This window comes from Imperialibacter sp. (genome assembly GCF_040222385.1).
Taxonomy (GTDB): Bacteria; Bacteroidota; Bacteroidia; order Cytophagales; family Cyclobacteriaceae; genus Imperialibacter.
Window position 1 is genome coordinate 182,718 of the sequence record NZ_JAVKDF010000022.1, and the last position, 11,786, is coordinate 194,503.

The window sequence follows — 11,786 nt, forward strand, 5'->3', positions numbered from 1 at the left end:
GTATTTTTCAAAAGCATATATTGCTTCCCAAGAAGCTTGGCTATTGGGCTATAAGCTTTTCAATCTCCTTGTTAGCATTGTTGATAGCTACTCTTTCCTTGTGCTTAAACCATTTGTCGCCTCTCATTTTAAGAAGCAATTCGTCGAGGTGGGTAGCAACTGTCACGTTCCAGCCACCCTGCACCCGATCTTTCACCCGTGGGCTCAGGCACCTAAGGCTCATACTAAAACCGCTACCTACATATTCTATGTGGTGCCACCAGCCGGATGGAATAAAAATGGTATCGCCAAACTCAAGCACAGCCTCTCTTCCTTCAACATATTTCAACCCCGGGTACTTGTCGTAGTCGGGTTTTTCAATGTTAACAGCAGTGTGCACGTTATATGGAAATCTGTATAGTAAAGTTGAGTACTTAGGATCAAACAGCACTACTCTTTTCTTTCCGGTAAACTGGGTAAGGAAAACGCATGACATATCCATGTCCTGATGAATGCGAGTCACCGACCCATCGCCACCAAAAAACATGAAAGGAAAAGACCTTAAGAACCCGGAGCATATCTTAGGGAATTCGAAGTCTTCGAACAGGCGTTTGTTCTGCTTAAAGGGGTTGAAAAGGAACAAACGCTTCTTTGTTGGCCCTTTTTCTATTTCGTCCAGGTACTCCCTGAACTTCAAGTAATAGTCTGGCTTTTTGAAAGAACGATCAGCTCGCTCCAGTGCCCCATCGAACACGCCCACCTCCATATCGCCCATTTCGTCCTTAAAGAACTGGAAATTCCATTTCTTACTGGCCGGGTAGCCATCCACAAGCCCTTTGAGGACTACCGGTTTTTGAGGGTAATAGTAATTTTGCTCGAATTCCTTTCTGGTGATATTATGCACCACGTCAATGTTCTGCTGGATTTTGACACTCATAGCGTGAATAAAAATTCTTAATCTGTAAATGAATATTTATCAACGATTAACAACCGCCTTTACAGACGCAAAACTAACAGTAAGGTTGGTTTAAATTATTAACTCAATTAAAAAAATTCAAACAAAACCTTGACTAGTCAATTAAGTCACCCCGCACTTGTTCAGATTTCATGCCAGAAAGAATGAGGAGAAAGCAGGCTGTCATTTTGGTTGACAACAATAAAAAATAAATATTTATTTGCTTTGAATCGCACTTTTTGCCACCTTGCACAGCATTTAAATCAGTAATAGTAAAATATGCCTGGCCACAGGTCGTTAATTCTCAACTTTGCATCCCACAAATTTCTTAATTAATTACCCTAAAGTCAGATTTCTACAATTACCAAAATGCCTCTAGCATAGCATTTATTACAATCAATTAATAATAACAATGGAAGGAACAGTAAAATTTTTCAACAATTCAAAAGGTTTTGGTTTCATTAAGCCATCAAATGGCGGTGAAGACATCTTCGTTCACGTTTCAGGTCTAGTTGACGAAGTTCGTGAGAACGACGAAGTGACTTTTGAAGTTGAGCAAGGCAAAAAAGGCATGAACGCCGTTAATGTCGAAGTAGTGCGATAGTAAAAGGAATCGATAGATATACTTTTTTTATTAAAAGACACTATAAGAAACCACCTTCGGGTGGTTTTTTTTATGCCTTATTTTTACCCTAGTGATGAGGCCAAATGATAGCCTTGATAGTTATAATCACTACCACACAAAGAAATGCTAGCAGCCACCTGCTGGTAATAAAAGGACGTAGGAACGATTTGGTCGTCAGGTGTTTCGCCTGAAGATTGCCGTCAAACAGATAGCCAACTTTAGGCACTGTTTTTATTAGTTGTTCACCTTTGAATTGCGTTCGCAAAGTAGAAATACTTTGAGTAAGTAGCTCTTCACCAGAACCGTAGTTACCCCAGAGCCTGTTAACCAAAACGCTCCTTGGAACTACGCTGTGAGGAGTTTCAAGTAGAATAGCAAGCAGTTTAGCCAGCCTGGGCTCAAGTCGATTGACCTCCCCGGTTGTCCGGTTGTACATTTCGTTTTTCTGAAAATCGATGACGTACTTATGGTTGATTAGGGCTCTTTTCATAATCTAAAGGTTTTCTCAAGATGGATTTCCTTTGGTGTTTGACTCCAAGCAACGATTCTTGGTTACCGAAAACCAATAAAAATGGCAGAGATGAAAAACATCAAAGATACATTTCCAATGATGCTGAGCGTGCTGACAGTTTATTTCACGACAGCCGGGCACCACATCTATGGGGCGATTTTATACGGCACTCCATGGCGAACCCATATCGCTACATCTGGTCTGTTTTGGCTGGGGCTCTCGATAGCGCTTATCGTTGCCTACAAAGCTTGGAATAGACGGCTGATTCTTTGGCTCTTCACCGCCACCACAGGATTCTTCTTCGTAGGCGCAATTGGTTTATACGAAGGCTTTTACAATCATATGGTTAAGAATATCGTGTATTTTGCTGGAGTGCCTGAAGCCACCCTTTTGCTCTACTATCCTCCGCCGAAGTATGAACTGCCTAACGACTGGTTGTTTGAAGTTACTGGGGTTCTTACCTTTCTTGTTTGCACATGGTGCGCCAGGCAGTTGATCAATTTTGTGAAACGTGAGACTGTTTCGCAATAGGATTTTTTAGAGACAGGTGAGCTGTAAGATATCTATTCATCGCTTTTTGATAGTTTTATATTAATGGCTAACATGGAGCTTCAAATGTTTCGACATGGAGCGATATGAGAAAAGAAAAAGCGCAATTTGATATTACCAGGCCCGACAAAATCCTCATGGCGGGTTTACGGACGCTTGGGACCATAGGCGACAACCTTACCTTCAACCTGTATTCGACGCTGAAAAGTGAATCAAAGGGAAAAGCCCAAACAGTTTTTATCGGTAAGAAAAAGCTGGAGAAGGTGGCCATTCAGCTATTTGAATACACCCCTGACGACTGCATGGAGCTGGATCAACCAGAAGACTTTTCAGCACTCCAGTCACCTGATCCGAAAAAATCTTATTGGTTGAATTTCCATGGTCTGCACGAGGTGTCGCTTTACGAAGACCTGTCGAAGGCAATGTCTTTTGACCGCCTGATGGTGCGACAAATGCTCGATACCACCCAGCGGCCCAAAGTAGAGGAATATGATAAGTACCTGTTTTTCAGTGTGAAATCGATCCTGCAAACCGAGCAACAAGAGCTAAACATTGAACAGATCAGCTTTATCCTGGGGAAGAACTACATCATTTCGCTGCAGGAAGAGGAAGGGGATCATTTTGACCACATCAGGTACAAGATCAGAGAGAAGTTGGGCATGGTTCGTCACCGGAAAAGCGACTTTTTACTGGTGCAGTTGCTGGACGCTGTGCTGGACAACTATTTTGAGACCATCGACGCATTCAATTTGATAGTGGCTGAACTGGAAAAAGAAGTGCTAAAGGATCCGACGCAGAGCACACTACTCAAGCTGGAGAAGTACAAGAAGGACACGCAGCTGATCAAAAAATCGCTGATGCCTTTCAAGGAAGCGCTGACTAATATTCTCAACGGTCGCACCAACTTTATTGAGAATGAGAATGAGAAGTATTTTCATGACCTGCTCAATAGCTGCAAAAATGCTATGGACGAGATAGAGTCTACCAGTAAAAGCCTGGAAAGCCTTGCTAATATCTACTTTTCATCCCTCAGCCAGAAAATGAATGAGACGATGAAGGTGCTGACCACGGTGGCCACCATTTTCATTCCGCTCACTTTTATTGCGGGCATTTATGGAATGAACTTCGAATATATGCCCGAGCTCAAGTACCGCTATGGCTACTTTGTGGTTTGGGGAGTGATGGGGGCAGTGCTTATTCTAATGCTGCTTTATTTCAAGCGCAAAAAGTGGCTTTGAAAAATACCCTGCTAAACAGGTGATTTCATTGCCTGTCGGGTTTCGTCTTTTACCGCTATATTCGTGTTACTAACCTAATATATTATGGAACTAAGAAGTAAGCTATTTGGAGTGCTCATCGCTTTGGTCGCCTTTATGGCCGGATGCACTCAGCAAAAGCCTCAGGAAACTGAAGGACAAGATGATAAAATGGAGGCACAAACCATCGACCTTCTCGTTGGGATGTATACAGGTGGTGGAAGCAACGGTATTTACCAGCTACAATTCAACACAGCAACCGGTGAATTGAGCGACAGTCTTCTGTTGGTGAAGACTACAAACCCGTCATACCTGGCGATTAGTAAAGACAGACAGAGTGTTTTCAGTGTGAATGAAACCCAGGAAGGCGGCATTAGTTCTTTTAGCTGGGACCATGAAAATAACCAACTTGTTGAGGTGAGTAAGCTTTCAACCGAAGGGGCACACCCTTGCTATGTTGACATCAGCCCGTCGGGCAGGCAGATAGCAGTGGCCAACTATAGCTCTGGTAACCTGGCTGTGTACCAACTCGGTGAGGGACTTGCTTTGCAAGCTTCTCCACAGATTCGTCAGCATGAAGGTAGTGGGCCCGTGGTGCCCAACCAGAAGGGCCCCCATGCACATTGCAGCATTTTCAAGGGCGGATACCTGTATGCAGTGGATCTTGGCATCGACAAAATTCTTGCCTACCCATTCGCTGCCGATGGTACCCTCGGTGAAGCCCGTGTTGCTTTTGAATTGCAGCCGGGAGACGGCCCGAGACACCTGATATTTCATCCAACAAAAGCGATGGCTTTCGTAGTTAATGAGTTGTCCAGTTCTGTGGTTTCCCTGAAAGCTGATTTGGACAAAGGCACATTTGAGGCAATTGATAGGAAAAGCACAATACCGGATGACTTCACCGAAAGAAACTCCGATGCCGACATACACATTACTTCAGACGGAAAATTTCTCTATGCATCCAACAGAGGACACCATAGTATAGCTATGTACGCAGTAGCGGAAGACGGGCTGTTGACCAGCCTGGGTAATGAACCGGTAGGAGGCAAGACACCCCGTAATTTCACGTTATCACCTGACGAAAAGTTTCTGCTTGTAGCCAATCAGGATACCAACAACATAGTTGTGTTCACGAGAAACACGGAAACAGGCCTGTTGGCTGCTACTGGCAAGGAGTTTTCTGTATCCAAGCCAGTTTGCCTCAAGTTTTAAGTAGCGTAAGAAAGTAAAATATGGCAATAAAAAAGGTCTCCGATAATGGAGACCTTTGCTTTTTAGTGGGCTGTGAGCCCAACTCATTCGGTAAGTATATCTGTTTTTTGACTATTTCAAATGGAAAGCACAATGCCCAAAAAAGCTACCAAGCCCAAAATCAACCAATTGATCACTCGCTCTTTTCTCTTAGGCTTACCTAGCACCAAATAGTCCAGACTATACTTGAACCTGCGCTCATACAATCCTTTCATGATGGCTCCTTTCTTTTAATGTTACCAAATTGTTAACAACAAATTTAATTAATTAATACTGGCTTAACAATGATTAATGGAATAATTCAAAGAAATAGAAGGATTGTATTAAATCAGGTAGTGGGTTGACGTTGCGTTAATTGATGATCACGATGAAAGCCCTCGGTTGAAATTTTAATAATTGTTTACCCAGGCGAACGTGTCCATTGCTTTCACAAAATCAGGCGACAGCGGGGCTTGAAGCCTTACCTCTTTGTTTGAAAACGGGTGAATGAAAGTGAGTTTGTGGGCATGAAGAAGGAGCGAAGTGATGCCCCATTCTCTTTCGAACATCCTGTTGTGTCTGAGGTCTCCATACTTGGTGTCGCCAACTATCGGATGCCCCATGTGATTGAAGTGACGTCGGAGTTGGTGGGTGCGGCCTGTTCTTGGCAGCATTCTCACGAGGGAATACCTTGAGGTTGGGTATTTGTTTACCGAAATGGCGACTTCAACAGTGTTTAGCCTTTCATAGTCAGTCAAAGCGGTCTGCTCAACCCCCGTTTCATGTTTAACCAATGACTCGTTTGTCGATCCTGTTTCTGCTACAAAGCCCCGAACCACTGCCAGGTATTCCTTCATTACTTCGCCTTTCATAAAGAGCGATTGGGTCATGGCTACTCCCTGAGGAGAATAGGCGAAAAGCAATACTCCCGACGTGGCCCTGTCGATTCGATGCACCGGATATACCTCGCAGCCTATTTGGTCGGCCAGCAGTCTATTCGCAAAAAAATGCTTTTCCTCTGCAATTCTGGTTTTGTGAACGAGCAGCCGATTGGGCTTGTTGATGGCCACCAAATGCTCATCCTGATAAATGATGCTAAGTTTTTCGAACCGTTCGGGCTCGCTGTGGATAAGTTTTTCTTCACTCATGGTTGACTGTAAAAGTAAAACGGCGGATTTTAGAATCCGATTATTTATGCAGACTAAAACCCCACTTTATGCAATCGCCTGATTCTCTTAATGATGTAGCAAAATTCCACCGAACTTTTGGCCACCCGATACTGCCGGAGGCTACTGTGCCTTCTGCCGACCGATGTGCCCTCAGAGTGAACCTTCTGGCTGAGGAACTAAAAGAACTGGAAGAGGCTATTCAGGCAAAGGACATCGTGGAAATAGCTGACGCTTTGTGCGACCTACAGTATGTGCTCAGTGGTGCTGTGCTTGAATTTGGCTTGGGTGGGCAATTCAAAGAGCTTTTTGACGAGGTGCAGCGCTCCAATATGAGCAAAACCTGCAAGACAATTGAAGAAGCTGAAGCCACAGTCAACCACTACAAGGCACAAGGTGTTGAATGCCACTATGAGGAAGCGGACGGACTGTACCTCGTGTTCAGAACCGGGGACAGAAAGACCCTGAAGTCTGTGAAATACTCTCCGGCCGACCTTAAATTTATTCTCAGCTAATTTTATGTTGGCGGGTCAAAGGATTAGGTGCGTTTTTGATAAATTGTTGTCGTAACACACCCGAACCTACCTTATGACATTTAAGCAAACCTTCGTTTTCTCTCTTGTGGTCGTCTTGTCTTCTTGCGCTTCGCAGCGGGACAAAGAAGAAGCTGAGCAGTTAGCAAAAGAGGCCCTGGCTTCTTTCGAACTATACGAGGGCCTCCAAATCGAACTTATTGCGTCGGAGCCGCTTGTGGCCGATCCGGTGGCAATGGAAGTGGATGAGATGGGAAGAACCTATGTGCTGGAAATGCATGGGTACCCCCTGGACTTGTCCGGCAGCGGCGTGATAAAACAACTGCTGGACACCGATGCCGACGGGCAGTTTGACGAAGCCGTCGTGTTTGCCGACGGGCTTAAATTACCCACCGGCCTCATGAGATGGAAGAATGGGCTGATCGTTGTAGACGTGCCGGATGTACTCTACCTCGAAGATACAAACGGTGATGGAAAGGCTGATAAGAGAGAAGTAGTCTTGACCGGATTTGCCGTGACTAATCCGCAGCACATTGCCAATACACCTGTGTATGGCCTCGAGAATTGGATTTATGTGGCACACCAGGGAATGGTGACTCCCAAAGTAAGCGTTAAAGAATTTAGCGACGAGGGGAGTGAAGTGCATTTTCCAGCCAATGGTAGCGCACCAAAGTTGCCAATTGACGCCAATGGCCGGAACGTAAGGTTCATGCCTGATTCCTTCCAATTAGAGATGCTTTCAGGCGAGTCGCAATACGGGCAAACTTTCGACGCCTGGGGCCGCCATTTTGGCACCAGCAATGCTGACCATCTTTTCACTGAGGTAATTCCTGCCAGGTACCTGGCCCGCAATCCCAACCTGGTTGTTGCCGATGCCATGGAGAACATACCAGACCATGGTAGTGCAGCAGAGATATTTCCCATCACACAAAATCCTGCCCATCAGCTGTTGACGGATGTCGGCGTTATTACTTCCTCGTGTGGCGTTATGTGGTACCAGGGCGGTTTGATCAAGGGCTTTGAGAATGTGACTATTGTGGCGGAGCCAGTGCATAATCTTGTACATGCGGATAGGGTTACTGCCAAAGGTGCGTCGTTCAATGCAAGCAGGTTGGTTGAGAACAAGGAGTTTCTGGCTTCTACAGATGGCTGGTTCAGACCTGTTCAGTTTTATATTGGCCCCGACGGTGCTTTGTACATGATCGACTATTATCGACAGATCGTTGAGCATCCTGAGTGGATGTCGGAAGAGGTAAACAATTCGGGAGCACTGTACAATGGCTCGAATCAAGGCAGAATTTATAGAATATCGCCCAAAGGAACGCCTCCCATGAACTGGGCAGGAAGCATAGATATTCCAGCGATGAACCCAGATGAAATTGTGGCGTTGCTGGGCAGCGACAATATATGGTGGCGGAGAAATGCACAGCGCCTGATAGTGGGCAACCCAGTGCTGGTTTCAGATGACGCACTGACTAATTATGTGGCCAGCAATGAGAGTGCAGTTGGCTTTTTGCATGGGCTTTGGGCACTGGAAGGCAGAGGTCAATTGACTGATGAGCTCATAGAGAGGGGATTGAAACACCAGGAGGCTGGTGTGAGGGAAAATGCCATCAGGTTGGCCGAAATACACCTGACAGCATGGCCAACATTGGCTGCGACCCTGATCGGTATGTCTGGCGATGCTGACGCCAGGGTGCGGTTTCAGCTTTTATGTACGCTGGGCTTTGTTGAGACCGAAGAGGCCACTGAGGCTCGTCATGAACTGCTTCGGAAGGACATTGGTGATCGATGGGTACAGGTAGCCGCACTGAGTGCGAGCTACGGGAAAGAAAGTGAGTTGCTATCGGAGGCTATGAGAACGTTGACGGATACTCCTTCGGAGGGAACGGCCATGTTTTTCTCCAATTGTGCCGCTGTTGTGGCGCTCTCCGGGGATAAAGCCGCCACGTCAAAGATCCTTGGGAAGGTACTCTCTGGCAACCAAATGCAGCGGGATGCCTGGTGGAAGTCTGCCGTACTTGATGGAATTGAAAAAGTTGTAAGAAGAAGTGGACTTGAGGCTGGAAGTGCTAAAGCCGAGATAAAACTTCTAAAGGCTCAATTAAGTGCCGGCACGCCAGCCGAAATCAGGACAGCCAGTATGAAACTGCTTACCCACTTGCCTGGCATTGAGGCATCGGATTTGGCGGATGTTCAGGAGAAGGCGTTGCAACTGGCACTGAACAATGGAGCCAGTCCGGGCTTAAGAACTGATGCGTTACTTTTGTTAACCAAGTCTGACAATGGGGCCTATGTAGAAAGATTATCTACGCTGGTGTCTGCGCAGGAGCCAGATGCCGTGCAAGAGGGTGCTATCAACGCCATAGTGGCTATCAACAGCCCGGCCGCCTCTCAGCTCATTGTGAAACGCTGGGGCAGCCTTACCCCTGGCGTAAGAGATAATGCTATGGGACATCTTCTCAACAGCGAATCCGGCTCTCATTCATTGCTCGATGCAGTGGAAGCGGGGAGTATTGACCAGGCTACGATTGCCTGGCCACGCAAGGTAAGGCTGATGAACAGCTATACCGACGGCGTGCGGAAAAAGGCGAGACGACTGCTTGCGGCGAGTAATGAGGCTCCCGGAGAATTAGTAAAAAAATATCAACAGGCACTTGATGTGAAGGGTGATCAGGTGGCTGGAGCGGCTGTATTTAAGGCCAATTGCGCTGTGTGCCATCAAAAAGGAGGAGAAGGTGGGAGTAGTTTTGGTCCTGATCTCGGCACTATTAGAAACAGGGATGCGTCGTTTATTCTGGCCGATATCATCAACCCCAATCGATCAATCGCCGACGGGTTTGAAACCTGGGAGTTGGAAAATAAAAGCGGTGAGCAAATAACAGGAGTGATTGCGTCAGAAACAGCCTCATCGCTAAGTATCAAAGATGCAGCTGGTAATGTAACGACCGTAAACAGAAATGAAATATCGTCGTTGAAAGCTTCGGACATATCGGCGATGCCTGCGGGATTTGAAAATTCCATCTCCGTTGACCAAATGTCCGATTTAATAGCTTATCTTAAAAGATAGATTGATCAACTAAACACCCTTTTTGAGAAAGACGATCATTTTTGTCATTCTGCTCATCCTGGTAGGTTTTTCTGCTGTACTTGTCAATTTTTCAATTGATAGGACGCATTATATCAAAACCAGGGAAGTATTGGCCAACCACCCGGATAGCATTGAGCTACTGGTCGATTCGTTGGTGGCACCTATTCTGTATCATGAAATTGAAGGAATTGACCAACTGCCTCCGGATCAGGCCAAGCTAAAGTTCATTTCCGCACTGTTGCCCTCCATTCTTTTGGCAAAGCACAGGATAGAGGACGAACGAAATCAAATCAGGGAAATACTGAACAAGCCCATTTGGCTACAGGAGGACAGTGCCTTTTATTTCGAACAAAGTGAGTTTTATAAAACTGCTTCCGGAGAGTTGTTGCTTCGTCGCATGAAAACCCATCCTAACAGTATTATTCTGGCGCAGGCGGCAGTAGAATCTGGCTGGGGTACTTCACGCATATTTCAACAGGCCAATAACCTCTTTGGTATATGGTCGTACCGGTCGGGCGAACCGAGAATCAAGTCCATCTACTCAAGGAACGGCCAGGCGATCTATCTCAGAAAGTACGACGATGTGTCGGCCTCTATTTATGGTTACTTTGGATTGGTGGCCCGAAGCAGGGCTTACCGGAGATTCAGAGAAGCGAGAGATACCACTGACAACGTGAACGTTTTGCTTCCTTACCTCAAATACTATTCTGAGAGGCGTGAGGAGTATGTGGAACAATTGGCAACTATCATCCGGCAGAATAGGATGACGCAGTATGATGATTATCGCCTCGATCCGGCGTATTTTGTTGAAGAAAGAACCGTTAAACTTTTCGGCTATGTTATCGATACGGTTGTTGTGGTTGGTGGCGTTATTGTTGACGACCGCCAGTAGTACGCTGCTCGGGCAGATGAACCGGGAAGTGGTCGGTTTTGTCTACCACAGGGTGGGGGATAGCCGGTATCCCTCTACCAACATCTCCATCGAAAACTTTGACGCCCATCTCAACTATCTCAAACAAAATGATTTTAAGGTATTGACCATTTCTGAGGCGGTTGATTACCTGAAAAAGCCAGGCGAGCGGGAACGGGTGGCTGTTATTACCATAGACGACGGTTACGAAAGCTTTTACAAAAATGGTCTTCCCTTGTTGAAGAAATATGGGTTCCCTGCCACCGTGTTCATCAATACTGAAACGGTGGGGGGCAGCTCCTACATGGACTGGAAACAGCTTGAAGATTGCCTGTCGAACAAAATAGAAATAGGAAATCACAGTCATTCTCATGCCTACTTTTTGAATGAGTCAGCACCGGCGAGGTATGAGGCATTTCGCAGCGATGTGGAAACAGCACAAGCGCTGATAAAGGAGCGACTAGGTATTACGCCCAAAGTATTTGCCTATCCTTATGGTGAATTCGATCCAAAAATGGCCGAAGTGGTGCAAGAAATGGGGTTTGTGGCAGGGCTGGCTCAAAACTCCGGTGTGATGCATGCCGAAAGCAATTTATTTAGCCTACCGAGGTTCCCGATGGCATCGGCTTTTTCGTCACTGGAAAAATTTGTGTCCAAAGCCAATATGCGTGCATTGAAGGTCACTGCTGAGAAGCCGGAGAGCTTCCTGATGACCGCCAATGATCCATCACCCACTTTACAAGTCACTTTCGATCAGTCAAACCTGATGGAATCGCAACTTCAGTGTTTTGTGCAGGGAGGATCATGTGTACTTGAGAAGAAAAAGAGTGGTGACAAAATAGAGGTCACCGCAAAACCAGGCAGCGCTCTGAGAAGCAGGAGAACCCTGTACACCCTTACCATAAAAGACAGCGACGGTCATTGGCATTGGTTCAGCCACCTTTGGGTCAATCCTGGTGTGAAGGAGTAAATAGTAGCTGA

Annotated in this window: 12 protein-coding genes; 8 read left to right on the forward strand and 4 right to left on the reverse strand. The window is 46.0% G+C overall.

Translation table 11 applies throughout. The annotated features are described in order from the left end of the window. Positions 1-40: 40 nt before the first annotated feature. Positions 41-916, reverse strand: a complete 876-nt coding sequence (locus tag RIG68_RS08470) for a cupin-like domain-containing protein (protein WP_350071629.1) — start codon at positions 914-916, stop codon at positions 41-43. A gap of 430 nt (positions 917-1,346) precedes the next feature. Here RIG68_RS08470 and RIG68_RS08475 point away from each other — a divergent pair, with 430 nt between their 5' ends. Next, positions 1,347-1,538: a cold-shock protein gene (locus RIG68_RS08475; RefSeq protein WP_151996716.1), complete on the forward strand. Its 192-nt coding sequence runs from the start codon at positions 1,347-1,349 to the stop codon at positions 1,536-1,538. Between the two features lie 88 nt (positions 1,539-1,626). Here the strand turns inward: RIG68_RS08475 and RIG68_RS08480 are convergent, their stop codons facing one another. Continuing rightward, positions 1,627-2,049 carry a winged helix-turn-helix domain-containing protein gene (locus RIG68_RS08480; protein ID WP_350121077.1) on the reverse strand — a complete coding sequence of 141 codons (423 nt, stop codon included), beginning with the start codon at positions 2,047-2,049 and terminating at the stop codon, positions 1,627-1,629. Between the two features lie 90 nt (positions 2,050-2,139). On the opposite strand from RIG68_RS08480, the gene RIG68_RS08485 reads away from it, so the two are divergent. From RIG68_RS08485 to RIG68_RS08495, 3 genes are all read left to right on the forward strand, one after another. Further along, the gene (locus RIG68_RS08485; RefSeq protein ID WP_350121080.1) at positions 2,140-2,601 is read left to right on the forward strand and encodes a hypothetical protein; all 462 of its coding nucleotides are present in this window, start codon (positions 2,140-2,142) and stop codon (positions 2,599-2,601) included. Positions 2,602-2,705: 104 nt separating this feature from the next. Beyond that, positions 2,706-3,857, forward strand: coding sequence for a magnesium/cobalt transporter CorA (gene corA, locus RIG68_RS08490; RefSeq protein WP_350121083.1), 1,152 nt, complete (start codon positions 2,706-2,708; stop codon positions 3,855-3,857). A gap of 84 nt (positions 3,858-3,941) precedes the next feature. Further along, a complete protein-coding gene (locus RIG68_RS08495; RefSeq protein WP_350121086.1) occupies positions 3,942-5,087 on the forward strand; it encodes a lactonase family protein in 1,146 nt (381 codons plus the stop codon). Between the two features lie 116 nt (positions 5,088-5,203). Here the strand turns inward: RIG68_RS08495 and RIG68_RS08500 are convergent, their stop codons facing one another. Continuing rightward, positions 5,204-5,341, reverse strand: a complete 138-nt coding sequence (locus tag RIG68_RS08500; RefSeq protein ID WP_350071638.1) for a hypothetical protein — start codon at positions 5,339-5,341, stop codon at positions 5,204-5,206. A 174-nt stretch (positions 5,342-5,515) separates the two neighbouring features. Beyond that, the gene (locus RIG68_RS08505) at positions 5,516-6,253 is read right to left on the reverse strand and encodes a pseudouridine synthase (RefSeq protein WP_350121089.1); all 738 of its coding nucleotides are present in this window, start codon (positions 6,251-6,253) and stop codon (positions 5,516-5,518) included. A 68-nt stretch (positions 6,254-6,321) separates the two neighbouring features. Between RIG68_RS08505 and RIG68_RS08510 the strand changes: the two genes are divergently transcribed. The 4 genes from RIG68_RS08510 (at position 6,322) to RIG68_RS08525 (ending at position 11,775) form a co-directional block, all read left to right on the forward strand. Next, positions 6,322-6,786 (forward strand): pyrophosphohydrolase domain-containing protein, encoded by a 465-nt coding sequence (locus RIG68_RS08510; protein ID WP_151996710.1) that lies wholly within the window; start codon positions 6,322-6,324, stop codon positions 6,784-6,786. A 73-nt stretch (positions 6,787-6,859) separates the two neighbouring features. Then, positions 6,860-9,874, forward strand: a complete 3,015-nt coding sequence (locus tag RIG68_RS08515; RefSeq protein WP_350121092.1) for a PVC-type heme-binding CxxCH protein — start codon at positions 6,860-6,862, stop codon at positions 9,872-9,874. 22 nt (positions 9,875-9,896) lie between these two features. Next, positions 9,897-10,787: a glucosaminidase domain-containing protein gene (locus RIG68_RS08520; protein ID WP_350121095.1), complete on the forward strand. Its 891-nt coding sequence runs from the start codon at positions 9,897-9,899 to the stop codon at positions 10,785-10,787. Next, entirely contained in the window at positions 10,732-11,775 is a 1,044-nt protein-coding gene (locus tag RIG68_RS08525; protein WP_350121099.1) for a polysaccharide deacetylase family protein, read from the forward strand. Before RIG68_RS08520 ends, RIG68_RS08525 begins: the two co-directional genes overlap by 56 nt. The last annotated feature ends 11 nt before the right edge of the window (positions 11,776-11,786 follow it).

Coding starts and splice junctions, on each gene's coding strand:
- RIG68_RS08470 (WP_350071629.1), bottom strand. CDS start 916: ATGAGTGTCAAAATCCAGCAGAACATTGACGTGGTGCATAATATCACC.
- RIG68_RS08475 (WP_151996716.1), top strand. CDS start 1,347: ATGGAAGGAACAGTAAAATTTTTCAACAATTCAAAAGGTTTTGGTTTC.
- RIG68_RS08480 (WP_350121077.1), bottom strand. CDS start 2,049: ATGAAAAGAGCCCTAATCAACCATAAGTACGTCATCGATTTTCAGAAA.
- RIG68_RS08485 (WP_350121080.1), top strand. CDS start 2,140: ATGAAAAACATCAAAGATACATTTCCAATGATGCTGAGCGTGCTGACA.
- corA (WP_350121083.1), top strand. CDS start 2,706: ATGAGAAAAGAAAAAGCGCAATTTGATATTACCAGGCCCGACAAAATC.
- RIG68_RS08495 (WP_350121086.1), top strand. CDS start 3,942: ATGGAACTAAGAAGTAAGCTATTTGGAGTGCTCATCGCTTTGGTCGCC.
- RIG68_RS08500 (WP_350071638.1), bottom strand. CDS start 5,341: ATGAAAGGATTGTATGAGCGCAGGTTCAAGTATAGTCTGGACTATTTG.
- RIG68_RS08505 (WP_350121089.1), bottom strand. CDS start 6,253: ATGAGTGAAGAAAAACTTATCCACAGCGAGCCCGAACGGTTCGAAAAA.
- RIG68_RS08510 (WP_151996710.1), top strand. CDS start 6,322: ATGCAATCGCCTGATTCTCTTAATGATGTAGCAAAATTCCACCGAACT.
- RIG68_RS08515 (WP_350121092.1), top strand. CDS start 6,860: ATGACATTTAAGCAAACCTTCGTTTTCTCTCTTGTGGTCGTCTTGTCT.
- RIG68_RS08525 (WP_350121099.1), top strand. CDS start 10,732: ATGTTATCGATACGGTTGTTGTGGTTGGTGGCGTTATTGTTGACGACC.